This window comes from Parasphingorhabdus marina DSM 22363, assembly GCF_900128895.1.
In the GTDB taxonomy this organism is placed as follows: Bacteria; Pseudomonadota; Alphaproteobacteria; order Sphingomonadales; family Sphingomonadaceae; genus Parasphingorhabdus; species Parasphingorhabdus marina.
Genome location: NZ_FSQW01000001.1, coordinates 1,370,548 through 1,395,012 on the forward strand (window position 1 = coordinate 1,370,548; position 24,465 = coordinate 1,395,012).

General features: G+C 57.6%; 18 protein-coding genes. 16 read left to right on the top strand and 2 right to left on the bottom strand.

Going from position 1 to position 24,465, the window contains the following annotated elements:
- Positions 1 to 117 precede the first annotated feature (117 nt).
- The 16 genes from BUQ90_RS06920 (at position 118) to glk (ending at position 18,295) form a co-directional block, all read left to right on the top strand.
- On the top strand, positions 118 to 2,019 hold the full coding sequence (locus BUQ90_RS06920) for a TonB-dependent receptor plug domain-containing protein (protein ID WP_074204298.1): 1,902 nt from the start codon (positions 118 to 120) through the stop codon (positions 2,017 to 2,019).
- A 1-nt stretch (position 2,020) separates the two neighbouring features.
- Complete coding sequence (locus tag BUQ90_RS06925) at positions 2,021 to 3,004, top strand: threonine-phosphate decarboxylase (protein WP_074204299.1); 984 nt, start codon at positions 2,021 to 2,023, stop codon at positions 3,002 to 3,004.
- The gene (gene cobO / locus BUQ90_RS06930; protein ID WP_074204300.1) at positions 3,001 to 3,615 is read left to right on the top strand and encodes a cob(I)yrinic acid a,c-diamide adenosyltransferase; all 615 of its coding nucleotides are present in this window, start codon (positions 3,001 to 3,003) and stop codon (positions 3,613 to 3,615) included. The genes BUQ90_RS06925 and cobO overlap by 4 nt, the downstream gene beginning before the upstream one ends.
- Entirely contained in the window at positions 3,612 to 4,490 is an 879-nt protein-coding gene (locus BUQ90_RS06935; protein ID WP_239447362.1) for an ABC transporter substrate-binding protein, read from the top strand. Before cobO ends, BUQ90_RS06935 begins: the two co-directional genes overlap by 4 nt.
- Positions 4,487 to 5,455 (top strand): FecCD family ABC transporter permease, encoded by a 969-nt coding sequence (locus BUQ90_RS06940; RefSeq protein ID WP_074204301.1) that lies wholly within the window; start codon positions 4,487 to 4,489, stop codon positions 5,453 to 5,455. Before BUQ90_RS06935 ends, BUQ90_RS06940 begins: the two co-directional genes overlap by 4 nt.
- The gene (locus tag BUQ90_RS06945) at positions 5,455 to 6,225 is read left to right on the top strand and encodes an ABC transporter ATP-binding protein (RefSeq protein ID WP_074204302.1); all 771 of its coding nucleotides are present in this window, start codon (positions 5,455 to 5,457) and stop codon (positions 6,223 to 6,225) included. Before BUQ90_RS06940 ends, BUQ90_RS06945 begins: the two co-directional genes overlap by 1 nt.
- Positions 6,222 to 7,178 (top strand): adenosylcobinamide-phosphate synthase CbiB, encoded by a 957-nt coding sequence (cbiB, locus tag BUQ90_RS06950; RefSeq protein ID WP_239447363.1) that lies wholly within the window; start codon positions 6,222 to 6,224, stop codon positions 7,176 to 7,178. Before BUQ90_RS06945 ends, cbiB begins: the two co-directional genes overlap by 4 nt.
- Positions 7,166 to 8,638, top strand: coding sequence for a cobyric acid synthase (locus BUQ90_RS06955; protein WP_074204303.1), 1,473 nt, complete (start codon positions 7,166 to 7,168; stop codon positions 8,636 to 8,638). The genes cbiB and BUQ90_RS06955 overlap by 13 nt, the downstream gene beginning before the upstream one ends.
- A complete protein-coding gene (gene cobT / locus BUQ90_RS06960) occupies positions 8,635 to 9,648 on the top strand; it encodes a nicotinate-nucleotide--dimethylbenzimidazole phosphoribosyltransferase (RefSeq protein ID WP_074204304.1) in 1,014 nt (337 codons plus the stop codon). Before BUQ90_RS06955 ends, cobT begins: the two co-directional genes overlap by 4 nt.
- A complete protein-coding gene (locus BUQ90_RS06965) occupies positions 9,645 to 10,451 on the top strand; it encodes an adenosylcobinamide-GDP ribazoletransferase (protein WP_074204305.1) in 807 nt (268 codons plus the stop codon). Before cobT ends, BUQ90_RS06965 begins: the two co-directional genes overlap by 4 nt.
- Positions 10,452 to 10,459: 8 nt before the next feature.
- Positions 10,460 to 10,990, top strand: a complete 531-nt coding sequence (locus tag BUQ90_RS06970) for a histidine phosphatase family protein (RefSeq protein ID WP_239447364.1) — start codon at positions 10,460 to 10,462, stop codon at positions 10,988 to 10,990.
- A gap of 192 nt (positions 10,991 to 11,182) precedes the next feature.
- Positions 11,183 to 12,247, top strand: coding sequence for an efflux RND transporter periplasmic adaptor subunit (locus tag BUQ90_RS06975; protein WP_074204307.1), 1,065 nt, complete (start codon positions 11,183 to 11,185; stop codon positions 12,245 to 12,247).
- Positions 12,248 to 12,297: 50 nt separating this feature from the next.
- The gene (locus BUQ90_RS06980) at positions 12,298 to 15,363 is read left to right on the top strand and encodes an efflux RND transporter permease subunit (protein ID WP_239447365.1); all 3,066 of its coding nucleotides are present in this window, start codon (positions 12,298 to 12,300) and stop codon (positions 15,361 to 15,363) included.
- Positions 15,360 to 16,772, top strand: coding sequence for an efflux transporter outer membrane subunit (locus BUQ90_RS06985; RefSeq protein WP_074204309.1), 1,413 nt, complete (start codon positions 15,360 to 15,362; stop codon positions 16,770 to 16,772). The genes BUQ90_RS06980 and BUQ90_RS06985 overlap by 4 nt, the downstream gene beginning before the upstream one ends.
- A gap of 19 nt (positions 16,773 to 16,791) precedes the next feature.
- Entirely contained in the window at positions 16,792 to 17,217 is a 426-nt protein-coding gene (locus BUQ90_RS06990; protein WP_074204310.1) for an ion channel, read from the top strand.
- Positions 17,218 to 17,311: 94 nt separating this feature from the next.
- Positions 17,312 to 18,295 carry a glucokinase gene (gene glk, locus BUQ90_RS06995; protein WP_074204311.1) on the top strand — a complete coding sequence of 328 codons (984 nt, stop codon included), beginning with the start codon at positions 17,312 to 17,314 and terminating at the stop codon, positions 18,293 to 18,295.
- Between the two features lie 97 nt (positions 18,296 to 18,392).
- Here glk and BUQ90_RS07000 read toward each other — a convergent pair whose 3' ends face one another.
- Both BUQ90_RS07000 and BUQ90_RS07005 read right to left on the bottom strand, forming a co-directional pair.
- The gene (locus tag BUQ90_RS07000; protein WP_084192535.1) at positions 18,393 to 20,411 is read right to left on the bottom strand and encodes a tetratricopeptide repeat-containing sulfotransferase family protein; all 2,019 of its coding nucleotides are present in this window, start codon (positions 20,409 to 20,411) and stop codon (positions 18,393 to 18,395) included.
- 105 nt (positions 20,412 to 20,516) lie between these two features.
- The gene (locus BUQ90_RS07005) at positions 20,517 to 23,678 is read right to left on the bottom strand and encodes a TonB-dependent receptor domain-containing protein (protein ID WP_074204312.1); all 3,162 of its coding nucleotides are present in this window, start codon (positions 23,676 to 23,678) and stop codon (positions 20,517 to 20,519) included.
- Positions 23,679 to 24,465 lie beyond the last annotated feature (787 nt).

The following is a 24,465-nucleotide window of genomic DNA, read 5'->3' on the forward strand; positions in this document are numbered from 1 at the left end:
GCCATATGATCGGGGATTTCCTCGCGTAGCGATGATTAACTTCGGGCTGCGCATGTGGGAACCCCGCAGGCGACTGGATGCGTGGCCTTTTTGAATGGATTTCAAAAAGGAATAATCATGCGTTTTCAGAGCTTTATAGTATGTACAACAGCAATAATGTCGGTTCAGCCGGTCTTTGCTGAATCAACGGTGGATGATGTAACGGACGATGAGCTCATCGTCGTGACGGCATCTCGCGCAGAGCAACCCGTGTCGCAGACCGGACAGGCGATCACCGTTATCAATGAAGACCGGATTGAACGAACCCAGAGCGTCGCGGTCGTTGACCTGCTGCGCAACGTTCCCGGCGTCACATTTGCCCGCAATGGCGGGATCGGGACGTCCACCTCGGTTTTCATTCGCGGAGCAGACTCCAATCAGACTGTCGCCCTGATCGACGGCGTGAAGCTGAACGACCCGTCCTCTCCCGGCGGCGGGTTCAACTTCGGCAACCTGCTGACGGGCAATATTTCGCGGATCGAAGTGCTGCGCGGATCCCAGTCGGTTATCTGGGGCAGTCAGGCGATTGGCGGGGTGATCAACATGATTACACGGGAGCCCACGGAAGATCTCGCAATCAATGCGCGCGCGGAATATGGCTATCGGGATACCGGGCAAGTCGTAGGCAATGTCTCGGGACGTTTTGGTCCGGTCGCAGCGAGTGTCGGAGCAGGCTACTACCGCAGCGACGGTTTTTCCGCTTTCAATGAAGCACGCGGTGCAACCGAACAGGACGGCTACCGCAATTTTGGCGCGAACGGCAAGCTTGAGATTTCCCTGACAGACTCGATCTCCGTCGATCTGCGCGGTTACTATTCGGATGGCCGGACCGATATTGACGGCTTTGTCTTCGCCAATGGCGTGTTCGGATTGGGGGACACCTCCGAAGTGGCCAACACGGAAGAATTTGTCGGTTATTCAGGGTTGAACTTTGCCCTTCTGGATGGCCGGTTCCGCAACCGGATCGCCTTCGCCTATACCAGCGTCAGCAGAGACAATTTCAATCTGGATGTGCAGACCTTTGATGCGCTCGGCCGCAATGAACGGTTTGAATATCAGGGGATATTTGACATGTCCGACATGGTCACTGCGACCTTTGGTGCCGAAACGGAAACGTCAAAATATCGCACTGGTTCGGGTGCGGGTGCCAGCAATTTCAGCGCCGCCATTGACAGTATCTACGGACAGCTCGGCATCACTCCTGTTTCCGGCCTCACGGCCAATATTGGTCTGCGTTATGATGACCACAGCACTTTCGGCGGCGAGACGACGTTCGCCGGAGATGTGGTTTACAGTCCCAATCAGGGGAACACTGTTTTTCGCGCCAGCTATGGCGAAGGCTTCCGGGTGCCGTCGCTGTTTCAGCTGTTCAGCGATTTTGGCAATGATACGCTTGCCCCCGAAACTTCGCGAAGCTGGGATGCGGGAGTGACACAGAAACTTGTGGGCGGGAAGATCGAAGTCCGTGCCACGCTGTTTCGCCGGGATAGCCGCAACCTGATCGATTTCATCAGCTGCCCGGTGCAGACCGGGATCTGCGAGAACCGGCCGTCGGGGACATATGACAATGTTGACCGCGCCCGGGCACAGGGGCTGGAATTCGGTCTGGTCATCCGTCCGGTTGAGGCGCTGACATGGTCACTCAATTACGGGCTGGTGGATACCGAAGACCGCATCACCGGTCTGACACTGCCTCGCCGCCCGAAACACAGTGTCAACGCGTCGCTCGATTATGACTGGAGTTTCGGACTGAAAACCGGTGCTTCCATCACTCATGTCGGGTCGCAGTTTGACGATGGCGCAAACATCCGGGAAGTTGCAGGCTATGTCGTCGTCGATCTGCGGGCGGCCATGCCGGTTACCGACAATATCGAGATATATGGCCGCGTCGACAATCTGCTGGACGAGGACTACGAAACCATCTTCCGATATGGCACCCCCGGCCGGTCCGCATTTGCGGGCGTACGGGTACGCTACTGACATGATCGCCGCAGCCCCTCCTGATCCGTTCCGTTTTCACGGCGGTCGGCTGGTGGCTGCGGCTGGCCGTTTCAAATCAGCGCCAGCGCCATGGATCGATCTGTCCACCGGGATCAGCCCCTGGGCCTATCCGGTACCGGAGGTCACTGCCGACATCTGGGGCCGCCTGCCGGAACCGGAACAGATTGCGCGGCTGGAGCGGGCGGCGGCAGAGGCATTTGGCGTGACGAAGCCGGCGGAGATCGTTGCCGTTCCGGGCAGTGATCTGGCGATCCGTCTGCTCGGAACTCTGTTCCCGAATTCGCAGGGAGCGCTGCTAACGCCGATTTACTCGGGTCACAGGGCGGCCTGGCCAGACGCGGTCGAAATCTCCCGGGATGAAGCCGATGATCATGATCTGGTCATCCTCGCCAATCCCAACAATCCGGACGGGCGGATTGTTTCGCCCGCCAGACTGCGAGCGCTGCGCGGACAGATCATTGTGGATGAAGCCTTCGCTGATACGGAACCTGCAGTCAGCCTGTTGCCGGATCGCGGTGACGCCATCATCCTGCGCTCCTTTGGCAAATTTTACGGACTGGCGGGAATCCGTTTGGGGTTCGTTATCGCGGATGTGCCGATCGTGGAGCGACTCCGCCATGTACTAGGCGACTGGCCGGTATCGGCGATCGCCACGACCGTGGGAATAGCGGCTTATCAGGATGGGAACTGGCAAGAGCACCAGCGCAAACGCCTGGGTGAGGCGGCGTCACGCCTTGACCGGTTGCTCGAAGATTCCGGCCTGAGGATCATCGGCGGGACATCCCTGTTCCGGTTAGCAATTCACGATAAAGCACGGGAATTATTTGAATATCTGGGTCGGTCAGGCATATTGGTCCGGCCATTTTCGGAAGAAGAGCAACAGCTGCGTTTTGGACTCCCCGCCAATGAAGCAGAATGGCAGCGGCTGACAAATGCCCTCGATAGCTGGAGAGACATGCAATGACCGAAACCGATAATGACCAGCATGCAAAGCACAATGCCCGGATGAAAAAGGTGCAGGCCGCCCGCGCGAAAATGCAGGCGCGTCGAACCATCGAGCGCGGGCTGCTGATCGTCCATACCGGCAATGGCAAAGGCAAGTCGTCCTCCGCCTTCGGTATGGCCATTCGGTCGCTCGGCTGGGGCATGAAGGTAGGCCTCGTCCAGTATGTTAAAGGCAGCTGGGAAACCGGCGAGAAGAATTTCTTCCAGGCCAATCCCGACTTGCTGACCTTCGAAGTGATGGGAGACGGATTCACGTGGGACACACAGGATCGTGCGAAGGATATCGAAGCGGCTCAGGCTGCCTGGGAACGCTCCAAAGAACTCATTCTGGACCCTGAATATGATTTCATCATTCTCGATGAGCTCAACATCGTGCTGCGGGATGACACGCTCGACATTGCCGCAGTAACGAAATTCCTGCAGGAACGGCCGCTGGAGAAACATATCTGCATCACCGGCCGTAATGCGAAACCGGAGCTCATCGAAATGGCCGATCTCGTGACGGAATTTGACGAGATCAAGCATCCCTTCAAGGCGGGATTCAAGGCGCAGAAGGGCGTGGAATATTGAAACGCGCCATCGCCTTGTTTGCCACGGTTGCGCTGCTGTTCGCTCCTGCGATGACAGGATCGGCAGGACCGGTTACACCCAGTCCGGGAGTGGCAATGCCGGTGTATCCCAAGCGGATCGTGTCGGTAAATCCCTGCGCTGATGCGCTGCTGATGCAACTGGCAGACAAGCGCCAGATAGCTTCGGTCAGCCACTATTCCCACGACCGGCGCGCCACGTCCATTCCGCTCAGACAGGCCCTGCAATTCCCGGCAACCTCGGGAACAGCGGAAGAGATACTGGCCATGCGGCCGGATCTGGTCGTCGCCGGGTCTATTGTGCCGCAATCCACCGCTTCTGCGCTCAGGCGCATGGGAATTCCGCTGGTGCAGCTTTCGATTCCGCAAAGCGTCGCCGAAAGTCAGGAGCAGATCAGCCAGCTGGCCGAAATCGTTGGCGCCAGACAACGCGGTGCAGTCGTCAATCAGCGCATTTCTGATGCTCTGGTCCAAGCGAGACCGTCCGACACTCAGAAAATTCCCGCATTGATCTGGCGCAGTGGCGGTCTGGTGCCCGGCGGCGGTACGCTGCCCGACGAATTGTTGCGCCGCACCGGCTTTGAGAATGTCAGCAGCAGTTATGGCCTGAGCCAGTGGGACATCCTGCCGCTCGAACATCTGGTGGCTCGCCCACCGCGGCTGTTGTTCTCCAATGGTTCGGAAGTGCAATCCGACCGGAAAGACCGCATGCTCTCCCATCCGGTTCTCCGAAAACTGGCGCACCGGATCATGATTGCCGACTATCCCGCCCGGCTGATGCATTGTGCCGGACCAACGCTGATCGAGGCGGTCAAAACCCTGTCCGCGGCGCGTCGCAAACTGAAGGCCGGGAAATGAACTCCGTCCGTCTCAACATCTTGCTCGCCTTGGGCCTGTTCGCCGCAATGCTGTTTTCCCTGGCGGCTGGCAAGGTCTGGGTGGCACCGTCCACCTGGTGGAGTGATGACCTCGCTGGTCTTATCATCATGGAACTGCGCATTCCGCGGACGATACTGGGCGCGGCAATTGGTGCGGGTCTCGGCATGGCGGGCGCCGCCATGCAGGGCTATCTGCGCAATCCTCTGGCCGACCCCGGCGTGTTTGGCGTGTCGAGCAGTGCGGCACTGGGAGCCGTTACGTCGCTCTATTTTGGCTTCGCCATGACCGCCTGGCTACTGCCCGCATTCGCGCTGGCCGGAGCGGGGATTGGCATGGGCCTGCTGGCGTTGCTGGCCGGGCGTTCGGGCAGCCTGATCCTGTTCACTCTCGCCGGCGTGATCATTGCCAGCCTGGCCAGCTCGCTGACCACGCTGATTATCAGCCTGGCACCGACCCCGTTCGCGACAACGGAGATTGTCACCTGGCTGATGGGTGCACTGACCGACCGCAGCTGGGATGATGTGAAACTTGCACTGCCCTTGATCGCCACAGGCATGGTTTTTCTGATGGCCACAGGGCGCTCTCTTGATGCGCTCACCCTTGGCGAAGATGCTGCCCGGTCGATGGGCGTGAACGTTCTGCGGCTGCAATGGCTCGCGGTTATCGGTGTCGGTTTGACGGTCGGAGCATCGGTGGCCGCCGCCGGCATTATCGGGTTTGTTGGCCTGATCGTGCCCCATCTGGTGCGCCCCTTTGCCGGGCATCGACCGTCCGCCGTGATGTTGCCCTCGGCATTGGCAGGGGCCTTGCTGATCGTGGTGGCCGACAGCCTGGTGCGCATTTTGCCCAGCGTGAGTGAATTGCGACTGGGCATTGCCATGGCATTGCTGGGTGCCCCGTTTTTCATGATCCTGCTGTTCAAGATGCACCGGGAGCTTGCCTGATGAAGCTCGCGTTTGATTCCCTCGACCTGACATTGCGCGGGCGCGAAATACTGAAAACAGTCAGCGGCCAGTTCCAGCCGGGCAAGGTCACGGTGATTTTGGGTGCCAATGGTGCCGGAAAAAGCAGTCTGCTGTCCTGTCTGGCCGGTCTTCGCGAACCCCAGGGCGGCTCGGTGACGCTGGACAATCAACCTCTGTTTTCGCTGGATAACCGCGAACGTGGCCGGTTGATTGGCCTTTTGCCCCAGCGGCCAGACATCCACTGGAATGTCGACGTCAAGACCATCGTCGGGCTGGGCCGGCTGCCCCACTCCGGACGCTGGGGAATGAGCGACGCCGATCATCAGGCGGTTGCCAGAGCGATGGTAGCCACAGACTGTGCGGATCTTGCCGATCGCAAGGCCATGCGCCTGTCAGGCGGGGAACAGGGCCGTGTTCTGCTGGCCCGGGTTTTGGCCGGTGAACCGCGGTGGCTTCTGGCGGATGAACCGCTGGCCAGTCTGGATCCCGCCCATCAGTTTGACGTTCTGGAACGCCTGAAAACCTATGCCAGGGCCGGGCAGGGCGTCATTGTGGTCCTGCATGACCTGACTCAGGCGGCGCGCTTTGCCGACGATGTTATCGTGCTGAAAGAAGGCAATGTTCTGGCCGCTGGCCCACGGGAACAGGCAATGACTGCTGAGACAATGGGCGAGGCCTATGGTGTGGAAATCCAGATGGGGACCAGTGCCACGGGGGAACCCCTTGTGGTTCCGGTTCGACGTCTGTGACGCTCTGGGAAACATTTGTCGCATCCGTCGAGGTCAACAGCATGATATTGCTGGCTGCGCTGATACTGGAAGCGATGATCGGATATCCCGACAACCTGCATCGCAAAATTCCGCACCCGGTTACATGGATTGGACGCCTGATATCCGGCATGGATCGGCGGTGGAACACAGGCAGTGCTGCGGTGCGACGTCGGTCAGGCATTGGGACGGTTCTGGTTCTCATATTGCTGCCCGCCGCTGCCGGATTCTTGCTTGAAGCAGTTCTGACCAGGTGGCCGGGCATGGTAATTCTAATCATCATAGCCACAACGGGGCTCGCCCAGCGCAGCCTCTATTCCCATGTCCGTAATGTATTGAATCCGTTGCATCAAGGCGATGTACCTGGCGCCCGCCAGGCACTGTCGATGATTGTCGGGCGCGACACCGAGCGCCTCGATGAACAGGCCATGGCCTCCGCAGCTACCGAAAGTCTCGCCGAGAGTTTTTGCGACGGAATTGTCGCGCCCGCTTTCTGGTTCCTCATCGCCGGCCTCCCCGGCCTGTTTGTGTTCAAGGCGATCAGTACCGCTGACAGTCAGATCGGACATCTCGATACCCGCTATCGTGATTTTGGCTGGGCGGCAGCGCGTGCTGACGATGCCATGAACTATATACCGGCGCGAATGGCCGGATTTCTGATATGTATCGCCGGTCCCGGAGGCTGGCGGGTGATGTTTCGGGATGCCCGCAAGCATCTTTCGCCCAATGCTGGCTGGTCTGAAGCCGCAATGGCGGGAGCCCTGAGCGTAGAAATGGGTGGCGGCGCGTTTTATGACGGGGACTGGATAGAGCGAGAGAATCTGGGCGATGGCCCGCGCCCGCAGACCCGAGAACTGGCAGACGCGCTCCGTGTGTATCTACGCGCCTGCCTGCTGCTGTGGATTTTGATCGGAGTTCTGGCATGGCTGCTGTGATGCTCCAGGGGACCGGCTCGGATGTCGGGAAATCGGTGCTGGTGGCCGGTCTTTGCCGATTGCTGGCAAATCGCGGCATGGCAGTTCGACCATTCAAGCCGCAAAACATGTCCAACAACGCCGCTGTAACACCAGGTGGCGGAGAGATTGGCCGCGCCCAGGCCTTGCAGGCCCTGGCGTGCCGGGTTTCACCCCATGTCGACATGAATCCGGTTCTGCTCAAGCCGCAATCCGACAAAAGCGCCCAGGTGATCGTGCATGGTCAGGTTCAGGATACTGGTGATGCCGGTTATTTCCGGGAGCGGAAGTCATCGCTGCACAAGGCGGTTCTGGCGTCTTATAAGCGTCTGTCCGAAGAAGCGGATATTGTCCTGGTCGAAGGGGCTGGCAGTCCCGCGGAAATCAATCTGCGTGCCGGTGATATTGCCAATATGGGATTTGCCCGGTCGGCGGGCGTGCCGGTTGTGTTGATCGGCGATATTGATCGCGGCGGAGTTATTGCATCCATCGTCGGAACCAAAGCGGTGCTCGACGGCGAGGATGCCGCGATGATCCGGGGGTTTCTGATCAACAAGTTTCGTGGCGATATCGACCTGTTCACGGATGGCTACAAAGCGATCGCCGATCGCACTGGCTGGGCGGGCCTGGGTGTCATCCCCTGGCTGCCGATAGTCCGGAATCTGCCGGCGGAGGATGCGGTTGTGCTGGAGCAAGCGGAAACAGCAGCCGATGGCTTGATCGAGATCGCCGTTCCGATGTTCTCACGCATAGCGAATTTTGATGACTTTGATCCCCTCCGGCTCGAACCAAATGTGCGTCTGCATATGGTGCCGCCGGGCGCACCGATACCGGCCAGCGCAGCGCTGATTATCATTCCGGGTACGAAGGCGACCATTGCCGATCTGAAATTCCTGCGCACGCAGGGCTGGGATATCGACATTGCGGCCCATGTCCGGCGCGGCGGGCATGTTCTCGGTATCTGTGGTGGCTATCAGATGCTGGGCCAGACAATTGCCGATCCCGATGGCGTGGAAGGCCCGGCTGAAACCGTTGCCGGGTTACAATTGCTGCCGATCGATACAGTCCTCGCCCAATCAAAGACTTTGTCCAGAATTACAGGCAAAAGCATTGCCGATGATCAGCCTTTTGGTGGCTATGAAATCCATGCCGGTCAGACCAAAGTGCAGGATGGGATTACCGATTGCGCAACTTTGTTGCGGACGGATGGTGGTCGCGAGGAGGGTGTTATCAGCCCGGATGGCCGAATATCGGGTTGCTATGTGCACGGATTATTTGATGACCCGGCCCAGAGACAGACATGGCTGGCGCGGCTGGGAGTGGCGTCCAATGGCCAGAAGCACGAGTCTGTCGTCGACAACGCGCTTGATGACCTGGCGGAAGCGCTGGAGAAACATGTGGATATTGAGCGCCTGCTGGCAATTGCGGGAGAAGCGAAATGACAGTTACCCGCGAAACTGTTGTCGCGCATCTTGATGCTCTTGCCAAACCGCAAGGCAGCATGGGGCATCTGGAAGAGCTGGCGATCAGGCTGGCGGTTGTGCAGCAATCGCTACAGCCGATTACCAGGCCGAGGCGGATGACCCTGTTCGCGGCTGATCATGGTGTTGTCGAAAGTGGTGTCTCTGCCTGGCCTTCCGCGGTGACGACGGTAATGATGGAAACCATCATCGCGCAAAAAGCGACAAGTACAGCTTTGGCTGCCGCTCAAGATGTGGACGTTCGGCTTGTCGACATGGGAACTATTGTCCCGCCAGCCGCAGATCGATCATCCAAAAGGTTCCGGGATGCTCGTATTGCCGCCGGAACCGCCAATCTTGCACTTGGTCCGGCGATGACGAAAGCCCAGTTCCAGCGCGCCTGGGCAGCCGGAGAAGAAGAAGCCATTCGCGCGCAAGACCATGGCCATATGCTGCTTATGGCGGGGGAAATGGGGATCGGAAATACAACGCCCGCCGCCTGTCTCACCATGCTGCTCACCGGCTCTGATGCAAATGTCGCGACCGGACGGGGCGCTGGAGCAGATGACGCGATATTGGCAAAAAAACGCGATATCGTGGCGCGGGCGACGGGACGGGCGGCGAGTATTTTTGATGAAGATCCCATGACCGCCATTGCCGCTCTTGCCGGTTTCGAGATTGCGGCAATGGCCGGCTATTTTGCGCAAGGCGCCAGGCAGGGCTCCACGCTGCTGCTCGACGGCTATGTCAGCACCGCCGCCGCCCTGATCGCAGAACAGCTCAGTCCGGGAAGTGTTCAGCAAATGATTGCTGCCCATTTGTCGGCGGAACCCGGGCATCAGGCCGCACTTGACCATCTCGGACTCGAACCGTTGCTCGAGTGGCAGATGCGGCTGGGTGAGGGGACGGGAGCGCTTGTCGCAGTTCCCATGCTGGACAGCGCTGCTGCGCTGCTTGGTGATGTCGCCCGGCTGGCGGATATCCTGCCATGACCAGCGGAAGCAAAACGAGCGAGAATCTCAAATGGTGGATGCCGCCCTTGCTGGCAGTGCAGTTTCTGACCCGGATACCGGTCCCGGGTCTCAACGGTTTGACAGCTGAGCAGGCGCGCTCCGGTTTGTCCCGCGCGGTCATCTGGTTTCCACTGGTAGGTGCGCTTGTCGGGCTGATAACAACGATCGTCCTTGTCGCCAGCGCTCATGTCTGGCCGCGCGCCATCGCCGTGATCATTGCTCTGGCGATTGAGGCACGGCTGACCGGCGCCTTTCACGAAGATGCCGTGGCAGATTTCTGTGATGCCTTTGGCGGGGGCCATGACCGGGAATCGACACAGCGGATCATGAAGGACAGCCGGATTGGCAGCTATGGCGCGCTGGGTCTCATTCTTGCGGTAGGATTGCGCGGCGCTTTGCTCATAACACTACCCCAGGACATGATCATTGTCGCCCTGATCGCATCCGCCTGTTTCGGCCGACTGCTGGCTGTAGCAGTCATGGCACTGGTTTCTCCGGTCCCGGTTCAGGCTCAGGGACTGGCCAGGGATATCGGCGGTCGCACCGGTATCAAGGACTTGCTGCTGGCCAGTTTGCTTTCAGCTCCCGTTATCGGGCTCTTCGCCTATCTGTTGCCGTTTGCAGCGCTACTGACCTTCGCCCTGGCGGCCCTGTTCCTGATCTGGTTCCGTGCGCTGCTGCTGCGCCGTCTCGGTGGTAGCACCGGAGACTGCCTGGGATTTGCCGCCTATGTCGGGCAGCTGATCCTTTTGCTGGCGGTAATGGCAATGGCGGGACCATGATTTGGCTGGTGAGGCATCCGCCTGTTGTCAAAGACTGGCAAAAGCGCTGCTATGGCACCAGCGACATGGGATTGAGCCGCGAAGGTGCGCGAATGGCCAAGTCTCTGGTCGCCCGCCTGATCACATTCTGCCCGGAAATCATCATTCATTCTGATCGCAAGCGCACGCGCAACATCGCCGAGCGAGCGGCGGTTCAGCTGTCGATCAATGCACATAGCGATCCCCGGTGGCGCGAACGGGATTTCGGCAGCTGGGAGGGACGGACCTGGAACCAGATTTATCGTGAGACCGGCGATGCGATGGACGGCATGATGGATAATCCGCACGGGTTTCGGCCCGGTGGGGGAGAAACCACTGCCGAACTGCTGGCGCGTGCCATACAGGCCTGGCATCACCTGCCGAGCGACAGGAAAATCGTTGTGGTTACCCATGGAGGACCGATTGCGGCCATATTGTCCGCTCGGAAAAACGCGCCCCTCCGATCCATGTCCGAGCATATCCCGGCACCCGGCGCAATTACCGAAATCGAGCGGGAATAGCTGCGAGCCGGGGGTGCGCAGAATATCCATTGTTGAGTCTGTGGCGTACTGCGGTTCATCTGGATTAGCGATATTCTATCCACAAACTGGCAACCACAAAATAGATATGGCGATTGTCGCGAGCGATCGCGGGCGTTATCGTCACCCTACCCGCCGCGCCTGGCAGCTACTGACCATGGAAGGAGTGCTCGTGTGAACCGAATTCCATTTCCCGCCGGACTGGCTCTTTGCTTCGCGTTGTTGCTGCCGGCTTGTGGTGCGGCAGAGCAGACGGATCAGGTTGCTGAACCGCGTCCCGCCAAACTGTTGAAACTGACTGAGCAGTCGAAGCAGGCCCGCAACAGCTTCCCGGCGGTGATCCGTTCCGTCAGGTCGACCGATCTGGCATTTCAGGTTGGTGGTCAGATCACGACCTGGAAGGCACTTGGCGGGGAATTCTATCGAAAGGGCACCGTGATCGCGGGGCTTGATCCACGCAGTTTCCGCAATGCAGTCGCCCAGGCCGAAGCGCAATACCGCAACGCGGACAGCGAGTATCAGCGTGCATTGCGGCTGATCAAGGAGGACGCCATATCGCAAAGCGTTGTTGAAAGCCGTCTCGCTCAGCGGCAGGTGGCACAGGCGACGCTGGATGATGCGCGGAAGAGCCTGGCAGATACGGTCCTGCGGGCACCGTTCTCCGGCTTTATTGGCAAAACCTACGTCGAGCAGTTCCAGAATGTGCAACCACAGGCTCCGGTCGTCACCATGCAAAGCAGCGCTGTGGAAGCAATCGTGAATGTCCCCGGCAGTTTCGTGCTCAATTCCAATCGGATCAATTATTACAACACCTTCGTCGAACTGGACGCCGCACCTGGACGTCGCTTCCCGGCTGTTTTCAGAGAGGCGACCGGTCAGGCGGATCAATCGACGCAAACTTTTGAAGGGCGCTTTACCTTTCAGCCGCCCGCGGATCTGCTCGTGCTCACTGGCATGACCGCCACATTGTTTTTTGACTATGATCTGGATGGCCGGGGCGCCGATGGCATTGCCGGGATTTCCATCCCGCTTGCTTCCGTTGTGACCGAAGGCGGCAAGAAATATGTCTGGGTGGTAAAGCCGGTGGAAAGGACTGTTGCCCGCCGAGAGGTTGAGCTGGCCGATCAGGTCGGCAAAGACGTGATTGCGACCAAGGGATTGAAAGTCGGCGAAACAATCGTCGCGTCTGGCGGCGCTTATTTGCGAAAGGGCGACCGTGTCCGCTCCTGGAAGCGATAGGCTGACGGGATATGCAAATCGCGGAATACAGCATCAGGAACCGTCTGATAATGGGGATTGTCATCCTGTTGTCGCTATTTGCCGGATGGTACGCCTATCAGAACATGCCGCGTTTCGAAGACCCGGAGTTCACCATTCGCACGGCGCAGGTTCTGACCCCCTATCCTGGTGGCAGTCCCGAGGAAGTGGCGAGAGAAGTCACGGCTCCACTGGAAACTGCGCTGCAGGACATGGCCGAGGTCAAGGAAATCAATTCGGTATCTTCTGACGGATTTTCGGAAATTTCTGTGGAAATGAAATTTGAAGCTTCGCCGACGAAGGATGATCTGCAAATCATCTGGACAAAGCTTCGCAACAAGGTGGCAGATGCCGCGAGTGACTTGCCCCCCGGGGCAGGACCATCAACCGTCTTCGACGAGTTCGGGGACGTATTCGGGATCTATTATATTTTGACCGGCGACGGCTTTGAAATGGCGGAACTTCGCGAATATGCCAAAACTCTCCAGCAAGATCTGCTTTCGGTAAAAGGCGTGGGCAAGGTCAACATATCCGGAGAACAGGAAGAGGTCATATATGTCGAGATCGCCCGGCAGAATGCCGCGGCTCTGGGTGCTACCGTCAACGCGATATTTGACCAGCTCTCGACACAGAATGCCGTTGTCTCCGGGGGTTCGGTAAAGATCGAAGACCAGCGCCTGATCATCACACCCACAGGCGATATCGACTCTGTGGACGCCATTAAAAATCTGCTGGTGTCCTCATCCGAGGGCCGGATCACGCAGCTGGGGGATATTGCCCGGGTGACCCGCGGTTACAAGGATCCGGCGTCGCTGCAAATGTATTATGATGGCAAACCGGCGCTGGCTGTCGGTGTGGCGGCAGTCTCGGGTTCCAATGTGGTTGCGATTGGCAAGGACATATCCGCCAAGCTGGCGGAAATCGAGGATCAGCGTCCGCTGGGGATGGAACTGCACAAATTCTATCATCAGGGAGAAGTTGTCGAAAAATCCGTGGTCGACTTTGTCATTAACGTGATCATTGCGCTGGTGATCGTGATTGGCACGCTGTTTATCTTCATGGGTCCGCGTTCGGGCCTTGTCATTGGTCTGGGGCTTTTACTGACCATCGCCGCCACGCTCGGCACGATGTACATGATCAATATCCCCATGCACCGCATTTCGCTGGGTGCGCTGATCATCGCGCTGGGCATGCTGGTCGACAATGCGATTGTGGTGACCGACGGCATATTGGTGGGCACCCAGAAGGGACGCAAGATTATCGACATTGCGGGTGAGACTGTGCGCAAGTCCATCTGGCCCTTGCTCGGCGGTACCCTGGTTGGCATTCTTGCCTTTGCACCAATTGGCCTGGCCCCCGGGGATACCGCTGAATTCACGGGCGACCTGTTCTGGGTGATTCTGATTTCCCTGCTGTACAGCTGGGTTTTTGCGATCACCCTGACGCCGTTTTTCTGCAGTCTGCTGTTTAATGAGACCGGTGATGACGAAGACGCCCCGGAAGAACAGCCGGACAGTCCTGGCATGCAGATGTTCAAGGATCTAATCGCGCGGCTGATCAGATTCCGGGCGCTGACGATAGCGGGAGCAGTTGGACTGTTTCTTTTGTCCATGGTCGGATTCAATTTCGTCACACCTGGCTTTTTCCCGGCTTCGACCACACCGCAAATGGTTGTCGACTATTGGCTGCCGGAAGGTACCGATATTGCCAAGACCGACGCCGATATGCGCGAACTGGAAAAATTTATCGCGAAACAGGATGGCGTCGAAAATGTCCATACGCTGGTCGGCGGCGGGACGCTGCGATACATGCTGGTATATCAGTTTGAATCGCAGAACAGTGCCTATGGCCAGATCCTGGTAAAGCTCGATGATTATGAGCGGCTCGACCAGCTGATCCCGACAGTCCAGAACCATATCGACTCGAATTTCACACAGGCACAGGGCAAGGTCTGGCGTTTTGTCCTCGGTCCCGGAGGCGGTTCGAAAATCGAGGCAACATTTTCCGGCCCCGATCCCGCAAAACTGCGCGAACTCGCCGGAGAAGCAAAGGCGATATTTGCAGAGGATGGCGGCGCGCTTTCGATCAAAGACAATTGGCGGCAACAGGTCCCGGCAGTGGACGCCGTCTATTCCGAAGTCAAAGGCCGGCGCGCCGGTGTGAGCAGAACAGATCTCGGAAACGCGCTGGCCCGCAACTATTCCGGACAGCGGGTCGGCGTGTATCGGGAGAATGATGACCTGATTCCGATCTTGTCGCGAGCGCCCGAGAACGAGCGGGCCGATGTGTCCGGGATCGGGGGCATTCAACTGGTCGGGGCATCTGGTCGTTCCGTGCCTCTCGAACAGGTGACCGACGGGGTCCGCACGGTATGGCGGGATGGCCGCCTGCGCCGGACAGACAAGATCTGGAGCATCAAGGCACAGGCCGACCCCGTCCCGGGACTTCTTGCCGGTGAACTCCAGGCCCGTGTACAGCCGCAAGTGGAAGATATCGCGTTGCCGCCCGGCTATACGCTAAAATGGGATGGGGAATCGGGGAACAGCGCGGAAGCCAACAGCCAGCTGATGGGAGCGATACCGTTCGGCTTTGGCGCGATGATATTGGTCGTCGTTCTCCTGTTCAATGCTTTGCGCCAGCCGCTGGTGATCTGGTCGGTGGTACCGCTCGCCCTTGTTGGCGTGGTATTCGGTCTGATCGTCATGGGTGTTCCGTTTGAATTCATGGCGATACTGGGCGTGCTTTCGCTGGCCGGCCTGCTGATCAAGAACGCGATTGTGCTGGTTGACCAGATCGATCTGGAGATAGCCGAGAACAAACCGCGATTTGATGCGATTATCGACAGCGCGGCCAGCCGCGTCCGTCCGGTCCTGCTGGGATCGGGAACCACTGTTCTTGGCGTTATCCCGCTGTTTTTTGACGCGTTTTTCCAGTCGATGGCGGTGGTGCTTGTTTTCGGGCTGAGCTTTGCGACGCTGCTGACACTCATCTTTGTTCCTGTTGTCTATGCGACCCTGTTCAAGGTTTCCGAGAATGAAACGGCGCAGGCCCCGGAGTCCGACATAGTGGATCCCGCCTCTGAAGGAGCCACAACATGAACTGGCGTCTGGTTCTGCCGCTATTGCTTGCACCGCCGCTCACGGCCTGTGCGTCGCTGAGCACAGACGCGGATGTTCGCCAGGCGACAGAGCAAAGCCTGCCCGCACTGCCGGCCGAGTGGCAGGTTGACGGGGCGGAGCCGGGAGAGGTGCAGATCGGCTGGATCGACCGGATTGGTGATCCGGTGCTTTCCGAACTGGTTCGTGAAGCCCAGCTCAATAACCGCAGCATTCAGGCCGCCGCGGCCAATGTGGAATCCTCCTGGGCGCTGGTCAGGCAGGCAAGGTCCGCGCTGTTCCCAGCCATCAACGGGAATTTCAACGCAACCCGGACCGGGCGGCTGGAAGGGCCGATTCCTGATGTCAGCCAGTTTGACCTCGGCGCGCAGGCACAATGGGAAGTCGATATCTGGGGGCGCGTGAGAGCCGGAAGAAATGCAGCCTATGCGAGCGCACAGGCCGTCGAAGCAGATTTTCGTTTCGCGCAATATTCCTTGGCCAGTGCCGTGGCCAGTGCCTATTTCACCGCAATTGAAACACAATTGCAGATCGGCGTCGCCGAACGCACCGTCACCGCGCTGGCAGAAATCGATCGCATTGTGCGGGTCCGTTATCGCGAGGGATTTGCCTCGGCCCAGGATACCGCCATCACCGCATCTGATCTGGCGACCGCGATTGACAGTCTCGAAAATGCCCGCGGCGCGGCGCGGAGCACCAATCGCGCGCTGGAACTGCTTCTGGGTCGATATCCGGCGAACAGGCTCAAGGCAGCCAGTGATTTGCCGGTGACGCCTGCCAGCCCGCCGGCCGGCATTCCGTCCGGACTGCTCGAACGCCGCCCTGATGTAATCGCTGCTGAACGACGGGTTGCGGCGGCCTTTGCCAGTCTTGATCAGGCAAAGGCTGCACGATTGCCGTTGCTGTCGCTGACCGGCAATATTGGCGGTGCTTCTTCGGATCTCGGGGATATTCTCGACGGCCCCAATCTCGTCTGGTCCATTATCGGGGGCGTTCTGCAACCGATTTTCGACGGAGGGTTGCGCGGCGCCCAGGTCGATCAGGCCAATGCGGATCAGCGTGCGGCCATCGCCGCATATGCAGATACCGCACTCACTGCGCTCAATGAAGCCGAAACCAGTCTGGATCAGGCGGTCGTGCTGAAACGGCGGGAAAACGCCCTGGACAATGCGGCGAGGGCCTCGGCACGAGCCTACCGCCTGTCCCAGTTACAATATAAGGAAGGCGAAACGGATCTGATTGACGTGCTGAACATTCAGCAGCGTTTGTTCAACGCCGAGCGCGGACTGGTGACCATCAGACGTGCAAGGGTCGAACAATGGGTGGCCCTTAATCTGGCATTGGGCGGTGGCTGGCAATCGCAAGACACAGAAGTGCAACAATCCGAATGAGACCTGATCGAGTGTTATTATGTTGAAACAGATTATCATAGGTTCCCTGCTGATCTGCTCGACCGTGATTATCACCATTTCCTTTTTTGCGGCAGCGTCCGGCATGTTTGATTTCGCCAACAAGCGACTGCAGTCCGGATTGAAGCACCTGAAGATGATGATCATCCTTTCCGGTGCGGTCCTCTGGATGCTGGCCGCGTTGAGCACAGCCGTCTGGATCTGGGCACTGGCCTTCCTCTGGGTTGGCGAGTTCCAGACACTGGAGGCAGCGGTCTATTTTTCCATTGTCTCGTTTACGACCCTGGGTTTCGGTGACGTCATTATCAGCCAGGAATGGCGCCTGTTGTCCGGCATGCTGGCGGCCAACGGGTTCCTGCTGTTCAGTCTGGCCACGGCATTCCTTATCGACTTTCTCGTGAGAATCCAGGACGGGCAAGAACCATGAGCCTGTAGAGATCACAATATTCTGCGCCTCTCCCTGTCATCCGTAACAATATCATCAAGTAATTGTGTCGATATGGATTTCAGTATGATACGTCATGCCTGTGACCGTGAACGAGATAGTCATCGCCGATATTGGCGGCACCCATGCGCGTTTTGCGATAGCAAACATAAGCGATGCCAGGAATATCGCGATTGATCGCGAAGTGACGATGGAATGTTCGGCCCATGCCAGTCTCCAGATTGCCTGGCAGGCCTATGCCAGGGCAATCGGACAGGAGTTGCCGCGCCGGGGAACATTGGCTGTGGCAGCTCCGGTCAATGGTGAAGATGTCTGTTTTACCAATTCCAGCTGGAAGATTCGCCCGGGGCTGATTGGCGAAAAACTCAAGCTGGACCAGTTTTCCCTCATCAATGATTTTGGTGCCGTCTGTCATGCCATCGCTGCGCTGGACGCCATCGTTCTGGATCACGTTTGTGGTCCGGATATCGCCGCGCCCGAAAAGGGGATCATCACCGTGCTGGGACCAGGGACAGGATTGGGTGTGGCCCATATTCTGCGTTCCGGCGATGAATATACCGTTACAGAGACAGAAGGCGGGCATGTCGATTTTGCTCCCCATGACGAACTGGAGGACCAGCTGCTGGTTCGATTGCGCAAAGTTCATGGCCGTGTTTCGGTGGAAAGAGTAGTGGCAGGACCGGGTCTGCAGGAGATCTATCGGCTGATGGCTCAGCTTGAGGGCAGCCAGGCAAAACAATTGACCGACAAGGATTTGTGGCAACTGGCTCTTTCCGGTGATGATGCCATCGCTGCGGCAGCTTTTGATCGTTTCTGCCTCTGTCTGGGAAGTGTGGCAGGAGATCTGGCTTTGGCGCAGGGAGCTCAGATGGTGGTTCTCGCCGGCGGGTTGGGTAATCGTATCGCCGACCAGCTGCCATCATCGGGTTTTAAAAAGAGATTTGTCGCGAAGGGGCGTTTTCAATCGATGATGGAGAAAATTCCGGTACGGCAACTGACACACAAGGAGCCGGGGCTATACGGCGCAGCAGTTGCCTTTCTGCGAGAGCACGGTCAGTGAAGCGGATTGAGAAAATCATGCAAGCGGTCAAATCGCTGTCTGGTTGGCAAGAGCAGAGGTGGGGGAATGCCGCCGGGTGATATGCAAAAATCGCTGGCTATGAATCATATCCGTAGTGCTCGATCCATGGCGTCAGAGTTGGCAATATGGGATGCAGCTTTTCCCGGTAGCGTATCCATCGGCCGCTGGCGCGTTGGTAAATGGGTTCGGTCACCTGGGAATAGCTGGCTGTTGTGATCAGTCCGCGCGATCGGGCAGTGCGGCTGTGATCCAGCACGGCTTCATCCCATTCCAGTTCCAGGAATTTGAATAATGGACGCACCTCGCCGGCAACATCCTCTACCAGCTGCTCATAGACAATCGGATGGACATGTGACGGGAACAAAGCGAGAGAGGTGTTCCAGTGCCGGAAGACCAGATCATAGAGCTCGGCCGCATCGGACAGACGAAGAAAATTGGCCATGGCTGAGTTCAGTCGAAAATTTGCCATGAAACAGCTGAGCACCACATCGCAAGGATGGCGCAGGGCCAGAATGATCTTTGACTTCGGGAACAGGCGTTGAATCAGGGGAAGCCGATAGAGGAACAGCGGTGATTTATCCACCAGCAACTGGCCAGGAGTAACTGGCTGAATCTTAAAGACTTCGGCGAAATAATGGTCGCGGGCCTTCATGATGGCCTCGCTGTCCATATCAGGCAGTGCCGCCAGACCACCAAGAGCTTCCTCGACATGATTGAGCGGTGGTTGCTCTTCCATCACAACGGTGCCTGGATGCCCCATCAGGATTGTGTCGAGCAGGGTGGTTCCGGACCGCGGGAAACCGACCAGAAAGACCGGATCAATCCGGTCGTCTGCGATTGTTGCCTGGCGCCAGGAATCGCGCCACTGCGGTGTGAGCATGGCGATTTCCCCTGCCAGCTGTTCCCGCAGTTCTCGTGCACGATTGAGCGGCTCGGTCGGGTTGTCTTCATAGGCCAGCCTGTTGGCCTCTGTATAAACTGCGAAAGCCTCGTCGGGCTTGTCCAGCCGGTCGAGCAGCGTGGCCCGCATATGCGTGGTACGGATTGGTTCTACATCAGCAGGAACCGCATCGAGTTTGGTTAGCGCTTCTTCAAACTTCTTCTCTCGCCGCAATCCCAGTGCTTCGATATAAGATAATGGCTCTGGTGCAATTCCGTTCTGGTGCGCTCTTGCAATGAGCGGGCCGAATTCTTCTTCCTGATTGGTATGCTCGTACTGAATGGCGAGACCGAGATAGGCGTCGAGTTCTTTCGGATCGAGTTCGATCGTCCGCTTGTACGCGCGCTCGGCATCTTCCGTACGCCGCAACACGCCATACTCGATCCCCAGCTTCAATTGAATGTCGGCAGAACTAGGATCGCGGTCAGCTGCCGTTATCAGTGCGGCAACCGCTTCTTCCTGCCTGAGCTGCGTTTTGTAAAATATGTAGAGTTGATAAGGCAGACGAGGGTCTTCCGGAAATTCGTCAACCGCTTTGATCAACTCGGCTTCGGCCTCCTCCGTCTGTTCAAGCGCTTCCAGTGCCGAAGCCAGATTGAGCCTGCTCGGCGCCGCTCCGGGATCAAGTTCGATTGCGCGCCGCAAGGCCGCCACTGCACCTTCATGGTCACCCAGCCCGGTCCGGGCGTTGCCAAGGTTGTTCCAGCACTCGAAATCATCAGGCTGTCTGGCGATTACAAACTCATAAGCATCAGCTGCAGAAGCAAAATCGTCCTGTTTCTGCGCAAGGAATCCGCGAAAACGACCAACCCTCAGGCTTTCATCCTTTTGCATCAGTTCGGCACTGGATACCGCCAGCGCTTCCGCGTCACGCTCCTGATCCATCAACAGCGAGATCAGGTTGCATGCGATGGTAATATCCTGGGGGAGAAGCGCGTGCGCCTGTGCAAGATGGTCGGTCGCCGCCGGCAGATCCCCGGAGCGGGCGCAGACCATGCCGAGGAAGCCATGAAGAGGAGCCGCGTCACCGGTTTCGCCCTGAAGCGCCGTTTCAGCTATTGTCCTTGCTTGTGCAAACTGTCCTTGCTGCGCTGCCTGCAAAGCCTGGTTCAGCAAATCATTGCTGTCGAGTATGCTGGAGGACTGGTCTGTCATATCACGCCCTCTGTTTGCCGCGTCATTTATCGCTGACAGTCGCGTCAGCAAAAAAATGGAGAGTTTCTCTTCAGAAACTCTCCAATATCATAGATCAACCCGGCTTCAGAAGTCGAGTGTCACGCCAGCAAATATGTAACGTCCCAAAGCATCATACGTCGCCGGATAGGTGTTGCCGTTACAAGGGCCGGTCGGACACAGGTTCGGTGTTCCCCCACCGCCAGAGGTTACCAGCGGCGGTTCCTTGTCAAACAGGTTGTTGATACCGAGACGGAATTGAAAGGTCTCCTCGAGGTTAAACGAAAGCACCGCGTCGATATAGTTGAACGATGAAATCCGGGTTCCCGGCCCGGCATGATCTGTCAGACCTCCGGGGTTCAGTGCGGCAAATGACGAAACCGTTTCGGCTGTCACCTTGCCGACATATCGCCACTGGGCCGAGATACCAATGCCGGAGTCCATGTTCAGCGACACACGGGCCTTGTGGCGCCAGCGTGGCAGCGGAGCGCCCGCATTCGACGTTCCGCCAACACTGCAAGTTGGTCCGTAGAGACCTGCACAATCGAATGAAACACGGCTGCCGTCGGCATTGGTGAGGCCATTCTCGATCTCGTAGGAATCGAGATAGGTGCCGTTCATCGACAGGGAGACCGTACCAAAGCTGACGGGCACAGAGTAGCTGGCCGCCACTTCAATGCCGGAAGTTCGAATGCTGCCGACATTGTTCGGAAGATCGGACGTAAAGCCACCGGGCGTCAGCCAGAGCGAGCCTGCAGCGTCGCGATTGACCAGTGCACATGACTCAGGCGTGAAAGTCGCCGAAGCATTGGTTACGCAGTTATTGAGTACGGCATCGACACCGAATGTGCGGATGGCATCTTCCACTTCGATATTGAAATAGTCGACGGTCACCGACAATCTGGGAATGAAATCCGGCTGGAGCACAACGCCGACCGTCCATGTTTTTGCGGTTTCAGGTTGCAAGTCGGCATTCCCGCCGAGCAGGCCATTATATTGTCCCGCCGGATTTGGAGTTACCCCCTGACCGACGACAAGGCCCTGCGCCAGGCAACCGAAATCGGTCGCGGAAATTGTAATTCCGGCGCATGGGTCGTTTGATCCACTCAGGCCGACCGCCGGTGTACGGAACAGTTCCTGAATGTTCGGTGCCCGAACCGCCTGATTGTAAACGGCCCGAAAGCGTATGTCAGGAATCGGTGCCAGCTCGGCACCAATCTTGAACGTGTCAGTATTATATGTACGGTCGGCGCTGGTTTCATAATGCGATCGACGATAGCCAGCATTGATCTCAAGCAGGTCGATGAACCCATTCTCGATGATCGGGATCTGTGTTTCAGCGAAAAACTCCAGAACGTCGAAACTGCCTGAAATAGGCAGGGTTGCGCCACCCTGGCCACTCAAATCACCGGTTGCAAAAGCCGTATCAACCTCGAGTTCAAGCGTCTCCTGGCGCCATTCGCCACCGACGTTGATCCGCACGCCGTTCTCGGCCCATGGAAAAACAACGCCATAGTTGGTGAGATCACCCGTAAACGAGATGTTCGCAACCTGTTCGGTCGTTTCACCATTCTGGAATCCGGATACATTGAGATAGTCTACGGCTGCCTGGCTCGCTCCGCCTTCACCAGCGAACAAGTCGTAAGGGACACAGTTCGTGTCTCCGGCGGTGATAAGCGAACGGCAAACGACCTGCCCGAACGTTGCACTACCCGGGCGGTTGTCAGTCACCGCATCAAGCGCGCGAGTGAGGCGGGCTATGGAAAACTCATTGTCATAGACTTGCGAGTATTCCACCTTGCCATATTGGTAATAGGCGTCGTAGCTCCACACATCCGAAATATCGCCATTCGCACCGATAACACCTCGGAACGTCGTATGACCGAGATTTGAACGACGCGGACCGCCTTCGATATTGCGCCGAAGAGTAAGCGCATAGCCTTGATTATAGGTTCCTCCCTGGCCGTCCTGAAAGTCTATAGGGGGCGCGCCCGGATTGGGATTGAACGGAGCAGTGGTGGCGGCCGGGAACGTCCCGACGAAACCGCTGATCAAATTGTCGGCGTCACAAATAACCGCAAATTGCTCAGCAGACATTAGCGGGTTGTCACAATTCAGCGTCAAGGTGTTGCCAAAGTTTCCGGACGGAGCAATTTGCGCAACCGTCTGATTGTCCATGAACTGGAATTCCATATACGGACGGAATGAATCGCTGACCTCGTATTTCACGAAAGCTCCGGCAGTGAAGCGCTCGTCGGGGCGCTGGAAATGGTTGAATGGTGCAAAGTTGAAAACCCCGGCGCCAGGCACCAGACCGCGGTTCGGCGCGAAAGTATAGAAAGTCGATGTCCCTGTCGTAACGGCCGTATCGAATACCAGAATATTGCCATTTGGAGTTGTTGCTGACCCGCCACAGCGGTTGGCACCGCCAGCGACATTCTGCAGGACACAGGCGCTGAAGTCACGCTCGGACTGGGTCACCGCTTCGATTCTGCGGTAGCCGCCGTAGATCATGAAATGGCCACGGTCATCAGCAAATCTTGAGCCAAAGGCGACGGTGGCGTCGATTGTTCCCCCGTCTACGGTGTTGCCGTCCGGAAAAGGAAAACCTCGCGCATCAAGAAATGGCCGAATGAACTGGTTGTTGTTATTGTGCTGATAGACGCCGTACTGGGCATCAATTCGAAAGCCTTCAAAATCGTCGTCGATGATGAAGTTGACAACGCCGGCGACAGCATCAGCACCATAAACCGATGAGGCACCGCCGGTCAGAACTTCAACCCGCTTCAGCATGGCGGCGGGAATGATATTGATGTCTGCAGCCGAGCCACTTGCCGGCGACGGATCGCCGGGCACGATGCGGCGGCCATTGATGAGTGCGAGCGTTCGGGTTGACCCAAGGCCGCGAAGATCGACAGTGGCGGTGCCGTCCGCACCATTGGCGAGACCGGCTGCCTGGCTCGCTGCAACCGAAGGCAGCGTGTTGAGGATATCCTCGATACGGGTTGTGCCTTGAAGCTTGATGTCTTCGTTACCAACCACGGTGACGGGCGAGGGTGACTCAACCCCCGGGCGCGCGATACGTGACCCGGTAACAACAATCAGAGTCTCGGCACTTTCCGCAGTCGCATCGGCGTCCTGATTTTCCGTTTCGGCAACTTGTGCGAATGACGGTGTTGCAGTCAGCGCAAGACAAAGTGCGAGCGGGGCAGAAGTAGATTTCAGGGTAAAAAAGCGTGTATTTTTCATGGGTCAAGCCTTTCAAGCAAGACCTCTTTCTGCAGTTGTTTGGCTGCATCCGAGGTCCGTTATGAAAGCTGCCCTTACAGCTTCGTCGGTGGATTTGGGTTACCCGCAATGGTGCCCCGAGGCAAGAATTCGAAACCGGTTATGTCCATATTGTTTTACGCTTGTAACTTTTTTGCAACAATATCAGCGCTGGGGCGGTATCGGATTTCACTGTGCCTTGGCCAGTATCGATCCGGAATGACCGCCTGACGCAACTCGTCGATGAAAAGGGCGGTTTATCGAACTTTGGCTGACGCTCCACCCGGGCTTTGATATGAGTTTGACCGGAGAGGAGCTAGTCCCAAAAGCGATCCAGGTTTTGTTGCCGGCAGCCTGAGATGTGCAATTTGTGAACTCGTCTCCGCACGGGTGGGGCAGACCACTGGTTGTTTCTGGCGTATCTCATTTTTGTGAGAATTGTTACGCGCAAAACAACCCTGACTTGATGGATTATGAAAATTGCCGGGAAGATACCAACCCATCGGCAGTGCGATGGAGAGTGGACATCGTCACCATCAGGCCAGCTCGAACACTTGAAAAAACAGCAATGGTTTTTCGCACACACAAACCGGAATACGAGAGCCGCAAACCAAGAAACAAAGCGACTCCATTTGGCCAAATAAACTTGCAAAAACCCGGTGCCCTTACGCCGGGCTTTTTTTTGAACTTTCTCTTTCGAACAATCGCGATTTTTGTCTACTACCCTTTTGCCGTCCTTTGACACGCTGCTGCCATTATGCAGGAACAC